Here is a 22,192-nt window from a genome sequence, read left to right on the forward strand (position 1 = left end):
TCCTTTTTATGGAGCGACGGAGGAGCGCAATAAAAAAAGATAAGAGCTGCCGCCAAAACAGAGGTTCCCTCTGTAAGAGTGGCAGCTCTGCTTTTGTCTTAGGGAAGCGCCGGTGTCTTATCCGCAGAAGAAGCTGATTCCTTTGCCGGAAGCGCCGGATCTCCGGTTGCGGCTGCGGAGTCCATCCCGTCCGCCGTGGAAAGCTTGGAATCCGTATCGGAAGTATCCAGAGCCGCAGAGATAGGTTCGGTCAGCGCGGAGGCGGCCGCGTCTGCGGCATCCGCCAGGACAGATCCTGGGCTTTCTTCGTTTTGCGAGGGCTTTTTCACCTGCACTCCAAGGATCTTCGCCAGATTACTCATTGCCTTCCCCATGTAGAGGAAGATGGCGGAGTGCATAAAGATACAGGGGTTGACGCCCAGGGACGATAAATCCACCCGGTCGAAACAAAAGGCCATTCCAATAAATACAATGCCGATGATACCGGCTTTGATTACTCCGTTGAGAAGGATCTTCAAGTCAAAGCTTAACCGGTTGATCCCAATTTTATAATAAAGCCCCAGCAGGATATTCATCCCGATGCTGACGAGCAAAACCGGCAGATAATGTAAAATATCGCTCATATATCCTCCGTAAAGTTTCTTTCCTTATTTTATTCCCGGCACGGGAGTTCGGTTCCAGGACAGAAATATTTGCGCAATTTTTACTGGAATCCGTGCAGGGCTTTACACAGATTTTACAAAAGGGTGCTATAATAAAATCGTTGAAAAGAGAAAAGATAGGAAAAAGATAAGGGGAAAGAAGATGACGATTTCGGATGTAGGCATGCTGTTTCAATTCGTCGGTGGATTGGGCATGTTCCTCTATGGAATGAATACGATGGCGGAAGGACTCCAGCAGTCCGCCGGAGGAAAGATGAAACGGTGGCTGGAGATTTTGACCAATAACCGTCTGATGGGCGTACTGGCAGGCGCCCTGATCACAGCGGTGATCCAGAGTTCTTCGGCGACCACTGTCATGGTGGTAGGCTTTGTCAATGCCGGCCTGATGAATCTGAACCAGGCGATTGGCGTGATCATGGGCGCCAACATCGGTACGACGGTCACCAGCTGGCTGGTATCGATGAGCGAGTGGGGAAGCGTGATGAAGCCGGAATTTTTTGCCCCGCTCTTGATCGGAATCGGCGCTTTGATGCTGATGTTTTGTAAAAAATCCGGGAAAAAGCTGACCGGTGAAATTTTGTTGGGTTTTGGTATCCTGTTTGTCGGACTCAGTTTTATGTCCGGCGCCATTGAGCCATATCGGGACGCGCCGATCTTTGCCTCGGCGTTTACCTTTTTAGGAAAAAATCCGATTTTGGGAATTTTAGCTGGTATGTTGGTGACCGCGGTCATCCAGAGTTCCTCCGCCTCCGTCGGTATTTTGCAGACCTTGGCGAAAAACGGCGTGGTTACCTGGAACTCTGCTGTCTATATCACGCTGGGTCAGAATATCGGTACCTGTGTGACCGCCCTGCTGGCCAGCGCCGGAGGTCATAAGACGGCTAAGCGGGCCGCTGTGATGCACTTGATGTTTAACGTGATCGGAGCCGTGATCTTTGGAATCATCGGTTTCACGGTATTTTCCTTGCTGCCGGATTTTGGACCCAGGACCATCAACAGCGTCCAGATTTCCGTCTTCCATACGGTGTTTAACATTACCAACACGTTGATTTTGTTCCCGTTTGCAGGTAAGCTGGTCAAATTGTCCGAAAAACTTCTCCCGGAAAAGCCGGAAGAAAAGGCCGATCCGATTCAGGATGTGAAGCAGAGACTGGCCGAATACCGTTCCGATACCCCGGCGTTCGCCCTGGAGGCGGCCACCCATGAAGTTTTGGCCATGGGCGCGGTATGTCTGGACAACGTGCAGACGGCGATTCACGCTTTGCAGACTTCCGATGAAGAAGCAATCAAAGTTGTGCTGAAAAAAGAGGAGGAGATTGATCAGCTGGAAACCATTCTCACGGAATACATGGTAAAGCTGAACAATCTATCCTTAAACGACAGTCAGTCTATGCAGCTGAGGAACCTGCTGTACACCATCAACGACCTGGAACGGATCGGAGACCATGCGGAAAATCTGGCCGAGCTGGCTCAGACCCGGATCCGCAACGGTTTAGAGTTTTCCCCGATGGCTCTCAAGGAATTGAAGGTGATGGGAGACAGCGTGATGGAGGCCCTGGAGCATGCGTTCCTGGCCCGCGCCCAGTTCCGGATGTGCAATGTGGAAACCGTGGAAGAATTGGAGGAAAAGGTGGACGCCTACGAAGAACAGTTCCGCGCCGAGCACATCAACCGGTTGTCCACCGGGGATTGTAAGGCCCATGCGGGAGTGATCTTCCTGGACTCCATCAGTAATCTGGAGCGAATCTGTGACCATGCTGAAAATATCGCAGGTTATGTGGCTGCGGAGCTGAAAAAGAAAAAATAATTTAAGAAAGCCGCAGGCGGGAGGAAGGTCCGCTGCGGCTTTTATTTTTCGTCCTTTTTCGGAAAGGTGAGGAGGAATTCCGTTGGCATCCGTGGATTTTTCATCCACGTACTATATTATATAGAAGCCGGCCGGATTTGTGACGTTTGGAAGAAAAATTATTCCAGGTCCTCCGGTTCCATGGGCGTCAGCCCGTCTTTTGTCAGGCAGTACAGCCTGGTGCAGACCTCTTTCAGGTATTTCCGGTCATGGGACACACTGATTATCGCTCCGGGAAAGGCGGACAGCATCCGGCGGATAACCGGGTTGGACAGGGGAGAAAAATTGCGGGTCGGTTCGTCTAAAAGCAGCACTTCGCAGCCGGAAAGAGAGAGGGAGAGCAGCAAAATTTTGGCTTTCTGCCCTCCGGACAGGTCCCGGATCGGATGACTCCGCTCTTCCTCCGTATACTTCAAGCTTCCCAGATACGTGCAGATCCGGCTGATTTCTTCCTTTTCTCCGGTCAAGGATAAAGCTTCCACCGGAGTCTGGTCGAGATTCAATACTTCCTCATAATTCTGCGGCATATACGCTGCTTTCAGATCGGTTCGGCCGGTGAAGGTGGCTGCGATTTGCCGGAGCAGCGTGGTTTTCCCCACGCCGTTTTCTCCGAAAATACCGACCTTTTCCGGCCCGGTAATCCGCAGGCGGATTTCTCTGGCGAGAAGCCGTCCGCCGTTACGAAGCTCCGGCACTTCCAGGTCCAATACCCGTTTGCCGTTTGGTACACGGATCTGGTCAGAGAAGCGAAAGAAAATGGCTTCCTCGGCATCGGGCCGCTCGGTCAGATTTTCCTGCTCTTTTTCAAAACGCTTCTCCATGGATTTTACCGAGTGCATTTTTCGTTTTAAGATAGCGGCCCCAAAGGGATCCTGGCGGGAAATCTGATTTTGCTGGTGTTCGACTTTCTGCTCGATCCGCTGCAGACGTTCCTGCTTCTTGGCAAATTCGCTGTGCTCTTTTTTGGCAGTCTGCTCCTGGCGTGCCAAGAGGTGCTCCCGTTCTGCGATGTACTTCTCGTAGCAAGTCCGTGCGATGGTGTGGCGCGGAACGGTTTTCTTCCGGATCTGCTCCAGATGGATGATCACGTTGGCCGTCCGCTCCAGCAGGACTTCATCATGGGAGATGTAGAGAACCGGGCAGCGGCATCCGAGGATGAATTGCTCCAGCCAGGCCAGCGTCTTCATATCAATGTCGTTGGAGGGTTCATCCAGCAGCAAAACGTCCGGATCCGTCAGAAGCAGGCTGGCCAGTTGGAGCTTGGTCCGCTCCCCGCCGGACAGTGTTCCGATTACTTGATCGGAATAAAATTGGTCTAAAGAGAGCCGGAGTTTTGAGGCCAGCGCGGACAATTCCTTGGGGGTCCGGCCGTCGAAGCCGGGCCGAGAGGAGAACCACGGATAGATAGGCATTTTCTTTTCTTCTTCGGTCCATTCCTGGGCCAGATAGCCGATCCGGGCCTGATTCCGAAGGATTTCGCCGGTGAATTCTATATATCGCTCCACCTGGGGATCGCCTGCGATCAGCTTTAACAAGGTGGATTTTCCATTTCCCTCCTCCCCGATCACGGCTGCCTTATCTCCGGGCCGCAGGACAAAGGAAAAGTCCGTCAAGATGGGCCGAAGATCTTTTTTATGGGTAATGGTTAAGTTTTTAATCTGTAACATAAAAAGCCTCCTTTTGCGTCTGCCGTCCGGGCTGCCTGCCGAAACCAATGACACAAAAAGAGACCTGATCCTTGCGCATCAAGACACCATGTATCAAAGCCACTGTTTCGGAATACAGAAAAAGATCTGCGGGGCAGACCGGTCATACCATTCTGTTTTTCGCGAAATCATAGCTTACTGAAACATGCTGTCTCCTTTCTTTCTTTGCTGATGCGAATTATATCATAGGGAAACCGGCCTGTCAAGCCAGCCGTCCCGGACGCGCTGTAAAAGCACAGGGAGAAGCCGGTCCCGGTTATCCGGTGTGACAAGAATCCGTTCCACTTCCGGGTGGGAGGAGATCTGATCCAGCCAGGAAGGACGTCCCGTCTGCTTCAGCACGCCCAGGACCGGCGTCTTTTGATCCAGGGCGGTGATAATTGCTTTTTGGAAAGCGGGTGCGCTTTGCTCCAGAAATCCGCATTCGTCAAAGATCTTGAGGGGCCAAGGCCGGGAGGCATCTTCGATGTAGGAAACGCCGCGGGTTTCAAATTGCCGGTCAAACGCCTGTGGAGGAACGCCTGGCTGAAAAAAGGCCAGACGGTGGGCGACGTCAAAGACAGGCATTTCCCAGGCTGGGCACAGATAGAGATAGTGTTCTGGTTCCAGGCGGTCCGGTCCGAAATAGGTCTGGAAACCGCCGGGGATCAGGCCCAAGGTGCAAAGAAATTTTTGGATAAGTGTGGTTTTACCAACCTGGATCTCACCGGTCAGGAAAAGGTGCTGTTTCATGGATGGCTCCTTTTGATTTTGCATGCAATCGCCTGTCATTCGGCTAATTGTTTCAGCGTTTCACCGGCAACCCGAAAGACGGTCCATTCATCCATCGGCACGGCCCCAAGAGAACGGTAGAAGTTGATACTGGGCTGATTCCAGTCGAGACACCACCATTCCAGCCGGCCGCAGCCTCGGTTTACGGCAATCCGAGCCAGCTCCCTGATCAAAGCTTTCCCATAACCTTTGCCCCGGTGTTCCGGATAGACGAACAAGTCTTCCAGATAAAGACCAGCCCGGCCGAGAAACGTTGAAAAATTGTGAAAGAAAAGAGCAAAGCCGACCTCGGCGCCCTCTTCCAGAACAAACAGCACCTCTGCTTTTTGCTTTTCAAAAATCCATTCCCGCAGAAGCTCTTCGGTGGCGACGACTTCCACTTCCATTTTTTCATAAGCGGCCAGCTCTTGGATAAAGTGCAGGATCAGCGGCGTATCTTCCGGCATTCCCAGACGAAATTGTGGCGTGTTTTCCATGGTATGATCTCCTTTCCGGCTTATTCGGGCTTTTACGCTAGGAATAGGGCTGCCAGCGCAGCCGCGTTCCGGCGCAAGTTTGCGCAAAACGCACATTTTAAACTAGCATATCATAAACAGGGACAAGATTCCAGAAAAAGTGAAAAAAACATCCCCCAGGGGGGCTTGTGGAGGGGTACCCTGCCTGTTACAATAAACTCAATAAAGGGGATGAAGGATTAAAGTTTTAGAGAAAGGAACTGGGAAAATGAAGAAAAAAATGCTGCATACCTTCGGAGCGGTGGCTGCGGCCGTCATAATGCTGGCAAGCTGCGGGAATCCTTCCACGGAGACTCAGGCCACCTCTGCGGCGGGAACCGCGGGGGCAGGGACCACAGCCGTTCAGACAGAGGCGGCGGGAACCGCGGAGGGAAAGGACTCGGTCATTGTGACCATGCCTACCACCTCGGAGCCGGAGTCCGGCTTTGATCCGGCCTATGGCTGGGGGGCAGGGGAACATGTTCACGAACCTTTGATTCAGAGCACATTGACCGTCACGACCAAGGATCTAAAAATAGAAAAAGATCTGGCCACGGACTATCAGATGAGCGAGGACGGCCTGACCTGGACGGTGAAAATCCGGGATGGCGTTATGTTCACGGACGGTGAGAAATTGACGGCCTCCGATGTGGCGTTTACCTATAATAACGTAAAAGAGAAGAGTACGGTCAACGATTTTACGATGTTGAAGGAAGCAGTGGCTGTCGACGATACCACCGTGGAATTTCATATGGAAAAACCTTACTCCATCTGGCCCTATACCATGGCGATTGTGGGAATCGTGCCGGAGCATGCCTATGACGAAAGCTACGGCCAGCACCCGATCGGATCCGGCCGCTATATCATGAAGCAGTGGGATAAGGGCCAGCAGGTGATCTTTGAGGCAAACCCGGATTACTACGGGGAGCAGCCGAAGATGAAAAAAGTGACGGTCCTGTTTATGGAAGAGGAAGCCGCTCTTGCGGCCGCCCAGGCTGGACAGGTGGATGTGGCCCACACAGCGGCGTCTTATTCGGATCTTTCCCTGGATGGATACTCGCTTTTCAGCGTGGCCAGCGTAGATAACCGTGGATTTAACCTGCCTGCCACAAAGGCGGAGGAGAAGGACGGTCTTCTTGTGGGGAATGATTTCACATCGGACCCTGCGGTGCGGAAAGCCATCAACATCGGGATCAACCGGGAGGAAATGATCCAGAACGTGTTGAACGGCCACGGGACGCCTGCCTACAGCATCTGCGATAAGATGCCCTGGTACAATCCGGATTCCGAGGTGAGTTATGACCCGGAGGCAGCCGTAAAATTGCTGGAGGAGGCGGGATGGACCGCAGGATCCGACGGAATCCGGGAAAAAGACGGAGTCCGGGCGGAGATGACGCTGATGTTCAGCAGCGGAGATTCGGTCCGCCAGGCCCTTGCTGAGGACACGGCCAATCAGCTGAAGGCGCTGGGAATCTCGGTGAAGACCGAAGGCGTGGGCTGGGACGTGGCCTATGACAGGGCGCAGAGCGAGCCGCTTGTCTGGGGCTGGGGCGCTCATACGCCGATGGAGCTCTACAATATTTACCACTCTAAGGCGGAGACCGGCCTGGCAGAGTATTCACCTTATGCCAATGAGACCGTGGACCGCTACATGGATCAGGCTCTGGAGACAGATCTGGAAGGATCCTATGGGCTGTGGCAGAAGGCGCAGTGGGATGGGGCCACAGGCGTCACTCAGGACGGCGATATCCCCTGGATCTGGCTCTGCAACGTGGATCACCTGTACTTCGTCCGGGACGGGCTGACGGTGGCGGATCAGAAAATCCACCCTCACGGCCATGGATGGTCGATTGTAAACAATGTCGATGAATGGGATTGGAAATAGACGACTTTGAAGAATCTGAATTTCGTGTTAAAAAAACTAATCCGGATGCTTTTGCTCCTGGCGGCTGTCAGCGTGGCCGCCTTTGGGCTGGTCAGTCTGTCCCCGATTGACCCGCTGCAGGCCAATGTGGGTCAGGCGGCGCTGGGCTCGATGAGCGAGGAGCAGAAGGATAAGCTGAAATCCTACTGGGGGGTGGATACCCCCCCGGTGGAACGGTATCTTAACTGGGCCAAGGATTTTGTGCGGGGAGATATGGGAGTTTCTCTTTTGTACCGTCAGAACGTTTCCGACGTGATTGCGGTCAAATTGGTGAACTCCCTCTTTTTGCTGTTATTCGCCTGGGTGATTTCCGGCGTGCTGGGGCTTGCCCTTGGGATTTTAGCAGGGGTGAACCGGGGCAGATGGCCGGATAAGGCAGTCAAAGTGTATTCCCTGACCATCGCCAGCACACCCGCTTTTTGGCTGGCGCTGCTTCTTTTGATGATCTTTGCGGTTTGGCTCAAGGTGCTGCCGGTGGGGCTCAGCGTACCGATCGGAATGGAGGCGGAGAGCGTGACGTTTTTGGACCGGGTCCGCCATGCGATTCTGCCTGCCGTGACTTTGAGCATCACAGGCGTGGCCAATATCGCGCTGCACACCAGGCAAAAAGTAATTGATGTCATGGAGAGCGAATACGTGCTGTTTGCCCAGGCCCGCGGGGAGAGCACCTGGCAGATCATCCGCCATCATTGTCTGAGAAATATTCTGCTGCCGGCCATGACCTTGCAGTTTGCTTCGATCAGTGAGATCATCGGCGGTTCCGTGCTGGTGGAACAGGTCTTCTCCTATCCGGGACTCGGCCAGGCGGCTGTGACCGCGGGAACTGGCAGCGATGTGCCCCTTCTTTTGGGAATTACAATGATCACGGCGCTGATCGTCTTTGCAGGAAATTTCCTGGCCAATGTCCTCTACGGCGTAGTGGATCCGAGAATCCGGCGGGGAGGTGAGCGCGGATGAAGAAACGGTTATGCTGGAACCAGAGGACCAAGACCCTGATTTTATTGGCGGTAGCCGTCTTCTATCTTGCGGGCGTGGCTGTCTGGGGGCTGGTGGGACGGGAGTCGGCGCTCGTTACCGATTTCTCCCGGAAAAACCTGACGCCCAGCCTTTCCTACCTGTTTGGGACCGACTGGCTGGGGCGGGATATGCTGGCCAGGACCGTGACCGGTCTTTCCATCAGTATTATCATTGGCGTCTGCGCAGCGGCGGTCAGCGCCGTGATTGCCGGGCTGCTGGGCGTTGCTGCGGCCACGCTTGGAAAAAAGGTGGATGCCGTCATTACCTGGCTGATTGACCTGATTATGGGGATTCCTCACATTTTGCTGCTGATTTTGATCTCCTTTGCCGCCGGAAAAGGCTTAACCGGCGTGATTTTGGGCGTTTCTCTGACCCACTGGACGTCCCTTGCGCGGGTGATACGGGCGGAGGTGCTGCAGCTCAAGGAGAGCACTTATATCCGGACCGCGGAAAAGTTGGGGCACAGCAAATGGAGAATTGCCAAAAAACATATGCTGCCGCACCTGATTCCTCAGTTTCTGGTGGGTCTGGTGCTTCTGTTTCCCCATGCGATTCTCCATGAGGCCAGTATCACTTTCCTGGGATTCGGACTTTCCACGGAGCAGCCTGCCATCGGCGTGATTTTATCGGAGAGCATGAAATATCTGGTCACCGGAAAATGGTGGCTGGCCCTGTTTCCCGGATTGATGCTGGTGCTGACCGTAATGCTTTTTGACTTGCTGGGAGAGTGTCTGCGGAAGCTGACGGATCCGGGCAGCGTTCACCGCTAGGAGGCCGTATGGAAGAAAAAATCTTATTGGAAATCCGGAATTTTTCGATTTCTTTTACCCAATATGAGCGCGGCCTGCGCCAGAAAGAATTGACCGTAATTCGGGATTTAAATGTCCGGGTTCGGGCCGGGGAGCTGGTGGCTGTGGTGGGTTCCAGCGGGTCGGGGAAAAGCCTTCTGGCCCACGGAATCTTGGGAATTCTCCCGTACAACAGCCGCTGCGAAGGGGAGATTTTATACCGGGGAGAGCCGCTGACCAGGCGGAGATTAAAGAAACTGCGGGGCCGGGAGATCGTTTTGGTGCCCCAGAGCGTCGCCTATCTGGACCCTTTGATGAAGGTAGGAAGGCAGGTTCGCTCATCCCGCAAGGATGCGGAAAGTAAGAACAGGGTGAAAGCCTTATTCCGCCAGGCAAATCTGCCGGAGAACACGGAAGATAAGTACCCTTTTGAACTTTCCGGAGGAATGGCGAGAAGAGTGCTGGTATCAACGGCACGGATGGGACAGCCAAACCTCGTGATTGCCGATGAGCCGACGCCTGGCATGCACTTGGACGCGGCGAAACAGACCATGCAGGCATTCCGCGAGATGGCGGACGGCGGAGCCGGCGTACTTTTGATCACCCATGACCTGGAATTGGCGGTGGAGACGGCAGACCGGATTGTAGTTTTTTATGCAGGGGAAACCCTGGAAGAGGAACCTGCCTCCGCTTTTATGCAGGAAGAGACGCTCCGCCACCCTTATTCCAAGGCGCTCTGGCGAGCCATGCCGGCCCACGGGTTTGCTTCGGCGCCAGGTAGCCAGCCCTACGGGGCGGACCGGCCGGAAGGCTGTATCTATGGGCCCAGATGTCCGGAGTATACCTGCGCCTGCGGTGCTGAAATCCCGTTTGTTCCGGCGGGAGAAGGCTGGGTCCGCTGCCTGCGGTGCGTAGAACAGGGAGAGGGAGGAGAGGAAACGTGAAATTAGAAGCCAGAAAAATTTCCTTTCGTTACTCTGAGAAGGAGAGAGAGATTTGGAAGGACTTTTCCCTGGAGATTGACAGCGGAGAACGGGTGGGACTGTCTGCACCCAGCGGTTTTGGCAAAACAACGCTGTGTAAGATTCTAGCGGGATATGAAAAACCGGAGAGCGGAGTGATTCTGCTGGATGGAAAACCCCTCTCCGAGTATCGAGGTTACTGTCCGGTCCAGATGATCTGGCAGCATCCGGAGTATGCGGTCAATCCAAGACTTCGGATGGAAGAGGTCCTTCGGGACGGAGATCAGGTGGAGGAGCGGGTGATCCGCGGTCTCGGCATCGAGGACGGATGGCGGAAGCGGTTTCCGGCGGAACTTTCCGGAGGGGAGTTGCAGCGATTTTGTATCGCAAGGGCGCTGGGAAGACGGACGAAATTTCTGTTGGCCGATGAGATCAGCACTATGCTGGATTTGATTACCCAAAGCCAGATCTGGGAGTTTTTAATCCATGAGACAAAGGAGCGTGGGATCGGACTGCTCTGCGTCAGCCACAGTGAAGGGCTGCTGGAGCGGGTAAGCACCAGGCGGATTTCCCTGGAGAACAAAGAACAAGAAGCAATCCCGGCCGATATGTAAGACGGCGGGATTGCTTCTGAACCAGCGAAGCGTATCTTGGTTGGCTGAAAGATTCGTCCCATCATATCAATGAAAATATTTTTAAAATTTATTGAAAATCATGCTTGACTTTTCGGGCATCGTATTGTATACTAACTAATGTATTCCAAATATAGACATTGATTCTGCGCCGACCGTACTATCAAGATCTTATTGATAATGCACTCGGTGCCTTTTGTTTTATTATGGGTACAAAAAAAAGATGGAGGTACCCAGATGAATAAAGGTACAGTAAAATGGTTTAATTCGGAAAAAGGCTACGGTTTTATCACCGACGAGAATAACGGAAACGATCTGTTCGTTCATTTCTCCGCAATCATGGGAGACGGATTCAAATCCCTGAACGAAGGACAGCAGGTTTCCTTTGATGTTGAGCAGGACCCGAAGAACAAAAACAAATTTAGAGCTGTAAATGTAGCAGCAATCTAAAAACAAAAAATGCCGTTCTCAGCCCAAGGTGGCTGGGAACGGCATTTTTTTATTTTATGACTATAAAGTTGTCAGCTTTCTGGCAGAACAAAAATCCCTTCGGGCAGGAAGTACTTTGTCTGTCCGAAGGGATTGCCGTCCCAGGCTGATGGGCAGTCTGGGACAAGGAGAAAGAAAACGGTTATTTGCAATCTTCCTTCGGCGGGGTGTCGAAGTCCGGATTGTATGCGTAAAAGTTTTTGGTCTCAATGTTATCTACCGCATTGCGGAGCGTTTCGCCGAACCGCTGGAAATGGACGATTTCACGTTCTCTTAAGAAACGGATCGGGTCGCAGATTTCCGGGTCGCTGATCGTACGGAGAATATTGTCATAAGTAACGCGAGCTTTTTGTTCGGCAGCCATGTCTTCCACCAGGTCGGCAATCGCGTCGCCCTTACTCTGGAATTCACAGGCATTGAAGGGGACTCCGCCTGCGGCCTGCGGCCAGATCCCGGTGGTGTGATCAATATAATAAGGGCCGAAGCCGGAGGCTTTAATCTCCTCCATCGTCAGGTTCCGGGTCAGCTGATGGATGATGGCGGCTACGATTTCCATGTGGGCCAGTTCTTCGGTTCCGATATCTGTCAGCGTACCTTTTGCCATCTTAAACGGCATCGCATAGCGCTGGGAGAGATAGCGCATGGAAGCCCCGATTTCTCCATCTGGCCCTCCAAGTGGCAGATTGAGAGAAAAATGGAAAAAGCATGATACAAATATAACTTTTAAAAAAGTGTTTATTGTAATGGATGGATGTCATAGGAAAAAGCAGGATGGGAAAAACTCGGAAATCCATTCCTTGCCCGGCAAAATGTATACAATCGTGTCAGAAATGTGCAGAAAAGGTTGAATCTTAGAAATTTAAAAAATGACGTACTTGACAGAGGAGCGGATATTCTTTACACTAATACACAAAGCGTTTTTGCTCATTCCTATTCCTGTTCCAAAAAGGAGGCTTGGCTCCTCGGAAAGCCGGGCTGCAGAGACGCTGATATGAAAGAGGCTACTCTTTCCATATCCTCCCAAAGGATGACGCCTTGCGAAAGTCGGTCGCAGGGCGTCTTACTTTTTTTGCACGGCGGGAATATGTTTTTGGCGAAGCGCTGCCCGCTTTGCCAGAAGCTTTTTTTTATCTTCCGGATAACTATTCAATTTTTGGGGCGGGCCGTAGACGCAGGAAATCTGGGAAGGGCGGGCGGAAAGTGTTTTTTTCATGAAATCATCCTTTTGGGGGCTCATTTTGTTCTATGCGGAAAAAGGTCCGATTAGAAATCCTTCACTCATAGAGAAGTGAAATTTGCAATAGGATAAAAGAAAAAGGCGGTGCAGGTTTGACAGCGGCAGCCTATATCCGGGTATCCACGGAAGAGCAGATTGAGTATTCACCGGCAAGCCAGAGAAAAAAGATTGAGGAATACGTGAAAGGAAGAGGAATTCTTCTACCGGAAGAATATATTTTTATCGATGAAGGGATCAGCGGCAGAAAGGCGGAAAAACGGCCTGCCTTCATGCGGATGGTAGGGATGGCAAAACAAAAACCCCGCCCCTTCGATCTTATATTGGTCTGGAAGTTTTCACGTTTTGCGAGAAACCGTCAGGACAGTATTCTTTATAAATCCATGCTCCGGAAGGATTGCGGGATTGAAGTGGTGTCCATCACAGAACCTTTGGGCCATGACCCTTCGGCTATGCTGATGGAAGCGCTCCTGGAGGCGATGGACGAATATTATTCGATCAATCTGGCGCAGGAAGTGCGCCGGGGGATGAATGAGAAATTTTCGCGGGGAGGCGTGGTCTCGCCGCCTCCCTATGGTTACCGGATCGGCCCGGATGGGGTTGTTGCCGAGGCGCGGGAAGTGAGAGTGGTCCGCGGCATGTTTCAGGCTAACCGGCGCGGCATGAGCTGCCGGGAGATTGCGGAAGCGCTGAATCAAAAAGAAATTTTGACGGCCCGCGGAAAACCGTGGGAAAGCCGAAGCGTGCGGTATGTGCTGGGCAATCCCTACTATATCGGATGGCAACGGCGGAGCCTAGAAGGCCGGAGGGAAGAGGACCGGTACCGCCGGGGCAAAGAATTCGCTGTGGTGCCGGGCGCCCATGAGGCGGCGGTGGAGGAGGACCTGTTCTGGGAGGTACAGGAGCAGCTTTTCCGGGAGGGGAACCAGGAATTAAAAAAAACAGAACCCTATCTCCTGCGCGGTCTGGTGCGCTGCGGCAGCTGCGGACGGATTTTGACCAGGGCAGCCGGAGGCGAGGCTCTGCAATGTCCAGGGTATGGGAGAAAAAAATGTAAAAAATCTCATTTTGTTCGTATGGAAGAAATCGAATACGCTGTATGGAATCAGGTAAAACTGGATTGGGGAGATCAATTTCCCCAATGGAATAAAAAAGCGATGGATGAAAGCAATGCTGTTTTGCGGTCATGGATCGGGGAGATCCTTTATTTTGCAGAAGACCGGAGCATTGAAATCCGTTACCGGAGGTAGGAGAAGGCAGCAAACTCTCTTATTCTGCCACCCGCTCCTCCATACTGCGACATGATATACGAGGCTATCTTAGGGTTGGGCTGGGAGATTTTTACAGGGTACTGCAAACGTTTCTCATATCTCCACATTAGCACATCCCTCCTTCCCAGGGCCACGGATCATCCAGCCAAGTCCAGCCGTCCGCCGTGTTGACATCGGTGATCTGCAAGGGTCTTACGGACATTACGTATTCTTGATAAACTAGATTGTAGGCGGCCCGCATTTGCTGGTAGTAGGCAAGCGCTTCGGCATTATCCGGATGGGTATCCAAGAACAGGATGACGTCATCTACGGCAAAACCGTATTCATAGACTTTTTGCAATAATGGATTCATCTGCATTTTGTGCCGCAACCTCCTCCCACCAACCAGGGATAATCAAGATCCTGGAAGATTGTGCCGATCATCAGCGCCTCTTCGGTGTTATAGATATTTTGCCATCTCTGCCAAGGCACATAGGTCATGCCGACCGGGAAGCTGTCGATACATTCCGGAAGAAACGGCATCTCCGGAGTAGCTGGCATGGTCCTTTCACAATCGGGCACAGCCATCTGCGGCTCTCGTCTGCATCCGCAGGTTTCCTGGGGCTGACGGTTCCGGTTGCAGTTATTCATCGCCGGGCCCTGTGCCTGATTGCGCCGGCAGCCGCAGTCTTGATTGCGCCGGCGCATGGAATAGTCAGGGGAATAGCTCAAAATTCATTCTCCTTTCAGTTTCCTACTTGTTTTAGAATAGCTTATGGCAGGGACTGGCAGGAGGTTCCGGTCTACGGCTGGCGGATCGTGTCTTCTTTCTCATCGTAAGGCGGTACGAAAGAATAAATCTCCCGGTAGGATTCGTATTCCGCCATGTTGATGGGGGCGGAGGGAATCAGGCCGGTACAGTCTGTGTTGCTGGCAGCCTGCAGGGTTTCCTGGCTGATGTGGTATTTTTTGTCAGAATCTAATTTGTTTTTCATGGGATCAGCTCCTTTGTATTCAATTAAAAGCGACGTGTGCTTCCTCTATTAGCTTGATCCGATGCAGGGGAAATAAACGTGGACAGCAATGGGAATCCTGTGCTATAATGCCTAAAGTGTGTAAATTTTGTGAACTGATATGACAACCAGGAAGAAGGTTTGGTTGAAAATGGATAAAAAAACGCGTGTGGAAAGAATCACCCCGCTTCTGACCGGATGGTACCGGGAGAATGCCAGAGCGCTGCCCTGGCGGGAGAACCCCTCCCCTTACCGGATCTGGATTTCGGAGATTATGCTTCAGCAAACCCGGATTGAAGCGGTGAAGCCATATTTCGACCGCTTTTTAACTGCCCTGCCGGATGTTCGAGCCTTGGCGGAGGCTTCGGAAGAAACGGTGTTGAAGCTCTGGGAAGGGCTTGGCTACTACAGCCGCGCAAGGAATCTGCAAAAAGCAGCCCGCCTGTGTATGGAACAATACGGCGGCGAGCTGCCCCGGTCCTACCGGGAACTTTTGGAACTTCCGGGAATCGGGAATTATACAGCCGGCGCGATCGCATCCATTGCCTGGGGGGAGAGGGTTCCGGCTGTGGATGGAAATGTACTCCGCGTCCTCGCCCGTCTCTGCGCCAACGGAGAGGATATCACAAAGCAGCCGGTCAAGCGGGCCGCCGAACAACTGCTTCTGGAGACTCTGCCGGAGGAAAAGCCAGGGGACTTTAACGAAGGGATCATGGAGCTGGGGGAGACCGTATGTCTGCCGAACGGCGCGCCGCTTTGCATGCTCTGCCCTCTGCGGGAATATTGCCTGGCTTTTGAACAGGGAAATACGGAGGAGTATCCGGTGAAAGCGGCGAAGAAGCCGCGGAGAATTGAGGAGAGGACTGTTTTTCTGATCGAGATTGGACGGCGCGTTGCGATTCGGAAACGGCCGGATACCGGGCTTTTAGCCGGTCTGTACGAGCTCCCGGCGATGGAGGGGCATCTGTCGGCCGAAGAAGTGGATCACTGGCTGCAATCGCAGCAGGCCTCCGCTTTATCCGTGGAGCCGCTGAAAAAGGCAAAACATATATTTTCTCATGTGGAATGGCATATGGTGGGATACCGGGTTCGCTTGGAGAAAGAACTGGCCGGAGACTGGATTTACGTACCGCGGGAAGAGGTACGGGAGGTTTATCCTCTCCCCACGGCTCTCAAGGCTTATGCAGAATACTGGAATTCATGAGGGGGAACGGATGAGAAAGAAGCTTTTGTTTGTTTACAATCCCCATGCGGGAAAGTCAAAAATACGGGGGAAAGTGTCGGATATTTTAAGCTGTTTTATCCGCGCCGGTTATACGGTTGAGGTCTACGTGACCCAGGCCGCCGCGGAGGCCACCGAGGTGGTGAAAAAAAGAGCTCCCCAGTTTCAGCGGGTGGTCTGCAGCGGCGGGGACGGCACGCTGAATGAGGTGATCAGCGGTTTGATGGAGCTTCCTCCGGAAAAACGTCCGGTGCTCGGCTACATTCCGGCGGGAACCACCAATGATTTTGCCCATAGTCTAAAGCTGCCCACCGATATGGTGAAAGCTGCCATGGTTGCGGTAAAGGGAGAGCCGTTCCCCATTGATATTGGATACGCGAACGATTCCTATTTTACATACGTCTATGGATTTGGCGCTTTTACCGAGGTTTCCTATGAAACTCCCCAGGAAATGAAAAAAGTGCTGGGACATCAGGCGTACATTTTGGAGGGAGCGAAGAGTCTGATGACTCTAAAGCCTCACCACATGACAGTGACCTGGGAGGATCAAACGATCGAAGGCGATTTTCTGTTCGGGAGCGTCAGCAATTCTTTCAGTGTGGCTGGCATGAAGGGGCTCTGGGGCAAGGATATCCAACTGGACGACGGGAAATTCGAAGTCACTCTGGTCAAACAGCCGCAGAATGTATTGGAGTGGCCGGAGCTGATGGCAGCTTTGATCACGAAAGGGGGAAAATCCCCCTCACTTCTCCAATTCAAGGCGAAGAAGGTTCATTTTTCGGGACCGGAAGACATTCGCTGGGTAAAAGATGGGGAATTTGCCGGTTCCTGGCAGGAGGCCACCATCGAAAATCTGCATTTGCCCCTGACAATTGTCAAAAATACCTGACTTTAGAAAAAATTTAGGGAAAACCCACGTTTTTTGTATTTACTTTTTTCACGTTCTCTTGTATAATCTAAGTTCAGAGTATATAGCCCGGAGTAGGAGCTTCGATCGAATGACAAGAGAAGCGCTTGCGGCCGAGCTGTTTGGTGCTTGTGGAAAGGATGCGCACAGTGGAAAAAGACAATTTCATTGAGAAACTGAAAAAATTAGTAGAGCTGGGGAAATCCAAGAACAACACGTTGGATATCAACGATATCAATGATTTCTTCACCGGCGTGACATTGTCAGAAGAACAGCTGGAAAACATCTACAATTATCTGGAAAACCAGAACATCGACGTGCTGCGCGTGATGACGGATGAGCCGACCCCGATGGAAACCATCCTGGAAGAAGAGGATGATTTTATCATAGGGGAAGAGGAAGAAGAGGAAATCGACCTGGATGCGATTGATCTTCTGGACGGCATCGGCACAGAAGATCCGGTCCGGATGTATTTAAAGGAGATCGGTACCGTGCCCCTTTTGACGGCCGAGGAAGAGCTGGAGCTTGCGAAGCGGAAAGCGGAAGGCGATGTGGAGGCCAAGGAGCGCTTGATTGAGGCGAACCTGCGTCTTGTAGTCAGCATTGCGAAGCGCTACACTGGCCGCGGCATGAGTTTTCTGGATTTGGTACAGGAAGGAAACCTGGGGCTGATCAAGGGCGTTGAAAAGTTTGACTATACAAAAGGATATAAATTGAGTACCTATGCGACCTGGTGGATCCGTCAGTCTGTGACCAGAGCTTTGGCTGATCAGGCCAGGACGATCCGCGTTCCGGTACATATGGTGGAGACCATCAATAAAATGTCGAAGATGCAGAGGAAGCTGACGCTGGAGCTGGGTTATGAGCCTTCGGTGGCGGAGCTTGCCGCTGCTTTGGATATGTCCGAGGAAAAGGTCATGGAGATCATGCAGATCGCCCGTGAACCCGCCTCCCTGGAGACTCCCATCGGCGAGGAGGATGATTCCAACCTCGGCGACTTTGTCGCGGACAGCAACGCCGTGACCCCGGAGGGGAATGTGGAGTCGGTTATGCTGAGAGAGCATATCGATGTGCTTTTGGATGATCTGAAAGATCGGGAAAAGCAGGTGGTGATCCTGCGGTTCGGTCTGGAGGACGGACATCCCCGGACTCTGGAGGAGGTCGGAAAGGAATTCAACGTGACCAGAGAGCGGATTCGCCAGATCGAGGCGAAAGCGCTGCGGAAGCTGAGAAATCCAGTACGCAGCAAGAGGATTCGGGATTTCCTGTAGAATAAGAATAAATGTGCATTCCTTATGGAGCTTTTTTCTTCGACAGGCAATTTTGAAGAATTTTTCTATCGAAGAAGCAAAAAGGACATCTGCCTGGCGGCGGGTGTCCTTTTTGCTTCTCTTAGAATTAGTTGTCTCCCTCTTCCATCTGGGCCGTGTACACTTGACGCTTCATCGCCATCTCGTCACTGGCCAGGTATTCGTCATAGGTGGTGATCTTGTCGATCAGCTTGCCGCCGACCAGTTCCATGATCCGGTTGGCCGTGGTCTGGACAATCTGGTGGTCTCTGGACGAGAAGAGCATAACGCCGGGAAACTTGATCATGCCGTTGTTCAGGGCGGTGATGGACTCCATGTCCAGATGGTTGGTGGGCTCGTCGAAGAGCAGCACATTGGCGCCGGAGATCATCATCTTGGAGAACATGCAGCGGACCCTCTCGCCTCCGGAAAGCACGTTGATCTTCTTGACGCCGTCCTCACCGGCGAACAGCATCCGGCCCAGGAAACCGCGGACATAGGTAACATCCTTGATCGGAGAATAGCCGGTCAGCCATTCGGTGATGGTCAGCTCTTGCTTGAACTCCTCGGAGCTGTCCTTCGGGAAATAGGCCTGAGTGGTCGTGACGCCCCACTTGTAGCTTCCCTCGTCGGGCTCCAGTTCTCCCATCAAAATCTGGAACAGCGTGGTCTTCGCCAATTCATCGGAGCCGACCAGAGCTACCTTGTCCTCACGGCCGAGAATAAAGGAAACGTCGTCCAGTACCTTCACACCTTCAATGGTTTTGCTCAGGTGGCTGACCTCCAATACCTCGTTGCCGATGGCGCGCTCCGGGCGGAAGTCAATGTAAGGGTATTTCCGGCTGGAGGGTTTGATCTCATCCAGCTCGATTTTTTCCAGAGCCTTTTTCCTTGAAGTGGCCTGTTTGGATTTGGAAGCATTGGCGGAGAACCGCTGAATGAATTCCTGCAGCTCTTTGATCTTTTCTTCCTTCTTCTTGTTGGCCTCTTTCATCTGGCGGACCATCAGCTGGCTGGATTCGTACCAGAAATCATAGTTGCCGGCATAGAGCTGAATCTTGCCGTAGTCGATGTCCGCGATCTGGGTGCAGACTTTATTCAGGAAATAGCGGTCATGGGAGACCACGATCACCGTGTTTTCAAAGTTGATCAGGAATTCCTCCAGCCAGGCGATGGCGGCCAAATCCAGATGGTTGGTCGGCTCATCTAAGAGCAGGATGTCCGGATTGCCGAACAGGGCCTGGGCCAGGAGAACTTTCACCTTTTCACTGCCGTTTAATTCCTTCATCAGTTTGTAGTGGAGATCCGAGTCGATGCCAAGACCGTTTAATAAGGTGGCGGCGTCGGATTCGGCCTCCCAGCCGTTCATTCCGGCAAACTCCGCCTCCAGTTCGCTGGCGCGGATTCCGTCTTCATCGGAGAAATCTTCCTTTGCGTAGAGGGCGTCCTTTTCCCTCATAATCTCGACCAAGCGGGGATTTCCCAGCATGACCACATCCAGGACCGTCTGATCGTCAAATTGGAAATGGTCCTGCTTTAAGAAGGAGAGGCGTTCGCCGGGGGTGATGATTACTTCCCCTTTGGTGGGCTCCAGTTCGCCGGTCAGGATCCGGAGAAATGTGGATTTGCCCGCGCCGTTGGCGCCGATCAGGCCGTAGCAGTGGCCTGGAACAAATTTCACGTTGACGTCTTCAAACAGTGCGGATTTTCCGAACCGAAGAGTCACATTGCTGGCTTGTATCATGATATCATATCCTTTCTATACGACAGATCTCAAAAGTTTTCCGGATAAAGGCCGGCGGCTTTCATTTGGGCGATGGCCGCCTCCACCAGCGGTTTATCCTCTTTATAGGTGACGCCGTACCACTTGTCGGCGGTTTTCAGCACTTGTACGGTGGCTTTTTTTTCCTCCAGCAGCTCGTGAACCACCGTTGGAATATAGTATTCACCCTTTAACGGGTTTTCCTTCAAACTATTTTCCAGAAATTCGGAAAAACGCTCCTCGGTCTCCCGCAGGAAATTCCGGGAAAAGCCCCACATGTTCATGGACACCGTGGCATCCGGGGAGAGCTCAGTCCAGGTGGCGCCATCGTCTTCGGTGAAAGCGGGAACCCCGTTTCTCCAGGCGATATGGGTGCGCTCTGCGATATCCGTCAGATACCCATCAGCGTTGATGGAGCAGACGCCGCGGGCCACATGCCCATTCTCTGTCAGGGTATTTTTCAGGTGATAGCCGCCCATTGCAAAATGATATTGGATATCATCCTCATACTCGGTCAGATAGCGGTACAGGTCAAGGAACGCCTGTTTCCCATAGTAATCGTCGGCGTTGATCGCCACAAAAGGGCCTTTCACCACATGGCGGCAGCTTAAGAGCGCGTGGGCAGTTCCCCAGGGTTTGACACGGCCCTCCGGAACCGAAAAGCCTTCCGGCAGATCTTCCAGTTTCTGAAAGACATACTCCACTTCCATGGTCTGAGCCACCCGGTCTCCGATGATCCGGCGGAAATCTTCCTGAAACGCTTCTTTGATAATAAAAACAACTTTTTCAAATCCGGCTTCCCTGGCGTCGAACACCGAGAAATCCATGATGATGTGTCCCTGCGGGTCCACCGGGTCAATCTGCTTCAGGCCGCCATAACGGCTTCCCATTCCGGCGGCCATAACGACCAGACACGGCTTTTCCATAAATGTATCCTCCTCAATTAAACTGCGTACAGTATCCTTACAGAGTTTAGCATTTTCTGCAAGAAATGTCAAAATGAAATCCTGCCATTCTTTGGTTTCTGCCCATAAAAATTTCTCCTTGCGCATTTTTCCAAAAAATTCGGTCATACTAGAGCTCAGGAAGCGTTTTCAAAAGGCTTACTACCGATTTGCGCGGGTCGGAAAACAAACCGGAGTGCGCATATCATGTAAGGCAGATGGATCCGCATGCGGCAAGAAGGTAGGAAGTGGAAAGAAAGGAAGCGAACGACATGATGCAGGGAAAAGCTAGCATTCGGTTTCAAAACCCTCCTCATATCCTGGGAACCGGTTCGGTGGCCGGGGAGAAGGAAGGACAGGGACCGCTGGGCGAATTGTTTGATGAGATTGAAACCGATCCGATGTGCGGACAAGAGAACTGGGAGGCGGCGGAAAGCCATCTGCAGTCCAAAGCGGCGGAGATTGCCATGCGGCATGCAGGCTGTGTCAGCGCGGATATCCGGTATCTCTTCGCCGGGGATCTTTTAGGGCAGTTGATCGCCACTTCTTTTGGATTGAAGAATCTGGAAATTCCAATGTTTGGCCTTTACGGGGCCTGCTCCACCATGGGCGAGGCGTTAAGCTTGGCGGCCATGGCGGTGGACGGCGGATATGCGGATAAGACCCTGGCCCTCGCGTCCAGTCATTTTGCTTCCGCGGAGAAGCAGTTTCGCTTTCCCTTGGCCTATGGGAATCAGCGTCCCTATTCAGCTACCTGGACGGTCACCGGCTGTGGAGCTGTGGTGCTGGGAAAGGACGGAGGAAAAGTCCGGATCGCCGGTATCACCACCGGTAAAATCGTAGACCTTGGCGTAAAAGACTCCATGAACATGGGCGCGGCCATGGCGCCTGCCGCCGCGGACCTGGTGATGCAGAACCTGATTGATTTTGACGTGACGCCGGAATACTATGATAAAGTAATCACCGGGGATCTGGGGACCATCGGACAGCGAGCCATGCTGGACCTCTTAAAGGAAGAGGGGGTCAATATGGAAGGCTATCACATGGACTGCGGAATTGAAATTTTTGATCCGGACAGCCAGGATACCCACGCCGGCGGAAGCGGCTGCGGCTGTTCCGCGCTGACGCTCTGCGGCAAAATTATCCGGGAAATTTCCTCCGGGCATTGGAGAAGAGTGCTCTTCATCCCCACAGGCGCGCTGCTGTCTCAGACCAGCTTTAACGAGGGGCAGACGATACCGGGCATCGCCCACGGAGTGATTTTGGAAAGGGTGTAAAAA

The 22,192-nt window shown here is 52.6% G+C and carries 22 protein-coding genes and 2 pseudogenes; 12 read left to right on the plus strand and 12 right to left on the minus strand.

Annotation, left to right across the window (positions count from 1 at the left end):
• Positions 1-98 precede the first annotated feature (98 nt).
• A complete protein-coding gene (locus tag MUB23_RS08335) occupies positions 99-623 on the minus strand; it encodes a hypothetical protein (protein ID WP_244799942.1) in 525 nt (174 codons plus the stop codon).
• 181 nt (positions 624-804) lie between these two features.
• Here MUB23_RS08335 and MUB23_RS08340 point away from each other — a divergent pair, with 181 nt between their 5' ends.
• On the plus strand, positions 805-2,469 hold the full coding sequence (locus MUB23_RS08340; protein WP_244799943.1) for a Na/Pi cotransporter family protein: 1,665 nt from the start codon (positions 805-807) through the stop codon (positions 2,467-2,469).
• A 158-nt stretch (positions 2,470-2,627) separates the two neighbouring features.
• On the opposite strand, the gene MUB23_RS08345 is transcribed toward MUB23_RS08340, so the two are convergent.
• From MUB23_RS08345 to MUB23_RS08355, 3 genes are all read right to left on the minus strand, one after another.
• Positions 2,628-4,175: an ATP-binding cassette domain-containing protein gene (locus MUB23_RS08345; RefSeq protein ID WP_244799944.1), complete on the minus strand. Its 1,548-nt coding sequence runs from the start codon at positions 4,173-4,175 to the stop codon at positions 2,628-2,630.
• 222 nt (positions 4,176-4,397) lie between these two features.
• Positions 4,398-4,946, minus strand: coding sequence for a nucleoside-triphosphatase (locus MUB23_RS08350; RefSeq protein WP_244799946.1), 549 nt, complete (start codon positions 4,944-4,946; stop codon positions 4,398-4,400).
• 35 nt (positions 4,947-4,981) lie between these two features.
• Entirely contained in the window at positions 4,982-5,461 is a 480-nt protein-coding gene (locus MUB23_RS08355; protein ID WP_244799948.1) for a GNAT family N-acetyltransferase, read from the minus strand.
• Positions 5,462-5,708: 247 nt separating this feature from the next.
• Between MUB23_RS08355 and MUB23_RS08360 the strand changes: the two genes are divergently transcribed.
• The 6 genes from MUB23_RS08360 to MUB23_RS08385 all read left to right on the plus strand — a co-directional run bounded on the left by MUB23_RS08360 (position 5,709) and on the right by MUB23_RS08385 (position 11,252).
• A complete protein-coding gene (locus MUB23_RS08360; RefSeq protein WP_330641834.1) occupies positions 5,709-7,364 on the plus strand; it encodes an ABC transporter substrate-binding protein in 1,656 nt (551 codons plus the stop codon).
• A 45-nt stretch (positions 7,365-7,409) separates the two neighbouring features.
• Positions 7,410-8,360, plus strand: coding sequence for an ABC transporter permease (locus tag MUB23_RS08365; protein WP_244801170.1), 951 nt, complete (start codon positions 7,410-7,412; stop codon positions 8,358-8,360).
• Positions 8,357-9,190: an ABC transporter permease gene (locus tag MUB23_RS08370; RefSeq protein WP_244799950.1), complete on the plus strand. Its 834-nt coding sequence runs from the start codon at positions 8,357-8,359 to the stop codon at positions 9,188-9,190. The genes MUB23_RS08365 and MUB23_RS08370 overlap by 4 nt, the downstream gene beginning before the upstream one ends.
• 8 nt (positions 9,191-9,198) lie before the next feature.
• Positions 9,199-10,152: an ATP-binding cassette domain-containing protein gene (locus tag MUB23_RS08375; protein ID WP_244799951.1), complete on the plus strand. Its 954-nt coding sequence runs from the start codon at positions 9,199-9,201 to the stop codon at positions 10,150-10,152.
• Positions 10,149-10,784: an ABC transporter ATP-binding protein gene (locus tag MUB23_RS08380; protein ID WP_244799953.1), complete on the plus strand. Its 636-nt coding sequence runs from the start codon at positions 10,149-10,151 to the stop codon at positions 10,782-10,784. The genes MUB23_RS08375 and MUB23_RS08380 overlap by 4 nt, the downstream gene beginning before the upstream one ends.
• 255 nt (positions 10,785-11,039) lie before the next feature.
• The gene (locus MUB23_RS08385; protein WP_244799955.1) at positions 11,040-11,252 is read left to right on the plus strand and encodes a cold-shock protein; all 213 of its coding nucleotides are present in this window, start codon (positions 11,040-11,042) and stop codon (positions 11,250-11,252) included.
• Between the two features lie 181 nt (positions 11,253-11,433).
• Here the strand turns inward: MUB23_RS08385 and MUB23_RS08390 are convergent.
• Positions 11,434-11,964 (minus strand): annotated as a pseudogene (locus tag MUB23_RS08390) (manganese catalase family protein); the annotation flags it as partial.
• Between the two features lie 387 nt (positions 11,965-12,351).
• Positions 12,352-12,504, minus strand: coding sequence for a hypothetical protein (locus MUB23_RS08395; RefSeq protein ID WP_244799956.1), 153 nt, complete (start codon positions 12,502-12,504; stop codon positions 12,352-12,354).
• Positions 12,505-12,620: 116 nt separating this feature from the next.
• Here MUB23_RS08395 and MUB23_RS08400 point away from each other — a divergent pair, with 116 nt between their 5' ends.
• The gene (locus tag MUB23_RS08400) at positions 12,621-13,775 is read left to right on the plus strand and encodes a recombinase family protein (RefSeq protein WP_244799958.1); all 1,155 of its coding nucleotides are present in this window, start codon (positions 12,621-12,623) and stop codon (positions 13,773-13,775) included.
• On the opposite strand, the pseudogene MUB23_RS20005 reads toward MUB23_RS08400, so the two are convergent.
• From MUB23_RS20005 to MUB23_RS08420, 4 genes and pseudogenes are all read right to left on the minus strand, one after another.
• Positions 13,769-13,903: pseudogene (locus MUB23_RS20005) on the minus strand (manganese catalase family protein); the annotation flags it as partial. The gene MUB23_RS08400 and the pseudogene MUB23_RS20005 overlap by 7 nt on opposite strands.
• Positions 13,903-14,154, minus strand: a complete 252-nt coding sequence (locus MUB23_RS08410) for a spore coat protein CotJB (RefSeq protein WP_244799960.1) — start codon at positions 14,152-14,154, stop codon at positions 13,903-13,905. The pseudogene MUB23_RS20005 and the gene MUB23_RS08410, both read right to left, overlap by 1 nt.
• Positions 14,145-14,507: a spore coat associated protein CotJA gene (locus MUB23_RS08415; RefSeq protein WP_244799962.1), complete on the minus strand. Its 363-nt coding sequence runs from the start codon at positions 14,505-14,507 to the stop codon at positions 14,145-14,147. Before MUB23_RS08415 ends, MUB23_RS08410 begins: the two co-directional genes overlap by 10 nt.
• Before the next feature lie 71 nt (positions 14,508-14,578).
• Positions 14,579-14,770 (minus strand): hypothetical protein, encoded by a 192-nt coding sequence (locus MUB23_RS08420; protein ID WP_244799964.1) that lies wholly within the window; start codon positions 14,768-14,770, stop codon positions 14,579-14,581.
• A gap of 169 nt (positions 14,771-14,939) precedes the next feature.
• On the opposite strand from MUB23_RS08420, the gene mutY reads away from it, so the two are divergent.
• The 3 genes from mutY to rpoD all read left to right on the plus strand — a co-directional run bounded on the left by mutY (position 14,940) and on the right by rpoD (position 18,188).
• Complete coding sequence (gene mutY / locus MUB23_RS08425; RefSeq protein ID WP_244799965.1) at positions 14,940-15,992, plus strand: A/G-specific adenine glycosylase; 1,053 nt, start codon at positions 14,940-14,942, stop codon at positions 15,990-15,992.
• Positions 15,993-16,002: 10 nt separating this feature from the next.
• The gene (locus MUB23_RS08430) at positions 16,003-16,899 is read left to right on the plus strand and encodes a diacylglycerol/lipid kinase family protein (RefSeq protein WP_244799967.1); all 897 of its coding nucleotides are present in this window, start codon (positions 16,003-16,005) and stop codon (positions 16,897-16,899) included.
• A 167-nt stretch (positions 16,900-17,066) separates the two neighbouring features.
• Positions 17,067-18,188 carry an RNA polymerase sigma factor RpoD gene (gene rpoD / locus MUB23_RS08435; RefSeq protein WP_244799969.1) on the plus strand — a complete coding sequence of 374 codons (1,122 nt, stop codon included), beginning with the start codon at positions 17,067-17,069 and terminating at the stop codon, positions 18,186-18,188.
• Positions 18,189-18,315: 127 nt separating this feature from the next.
• Here the strand turns inward: rpoD and MUB23_RS08440 are convergent, their stop codons facing one another.
• Together MUB23_RS08440 and MUB23_RS08445 are read right to left on the minus strand one after the other, a co-directional pair.
• A complete protein-coding gene (locus MUB23_RS08440; RefSeq protein WP_244799971.1) occupies positions 18,316-19,950 on the minus strand; it encodes an ABC-F family ATP-binding cassette domain-containing protein in 1,635 nt (544 codons plus the stop codon).
• A gap of 29 nt (positions 19,951-19,979) precedes the next feature.
• A complete protein-coding gene (locus tag MUB23_RS08445; RefSeq protein WP_244799972.1) occupies positions 19,980-20,894 on the minus strand; it encodes a nucleotidyltransferase family protein in 915 nt (304 codons plus the stop codon).
• 290 nt (positions 20,895-21,184) lie between these two features.
• On the opposite strand from MUB23_RS08445, the gene spoVAD reads away from it, so the two are divergent.
• Positions 21,185-22,189, plus strand: coding sequence for a stage V sporulation protein AD (gene spoVAD / locus MUB23_RS08450; RefSeq protein WP_244801171.1), 1,005 nt, complete (start codon positions 21,185-21,187; stop codon positions 22,187-22,189).
• Positions 22,190-22,192: the final 3 nt, after the last annotated feature.

Source organism: Cuneatibacter sp. NSJ-177 (assembly GCF_022867805.1).
Taxonomy (GTDB): domain Bacteria; phylum Bacillota; class Clostridia; order Lachnospirales; family Lachnospiraceae; genus Pseudolachnospira.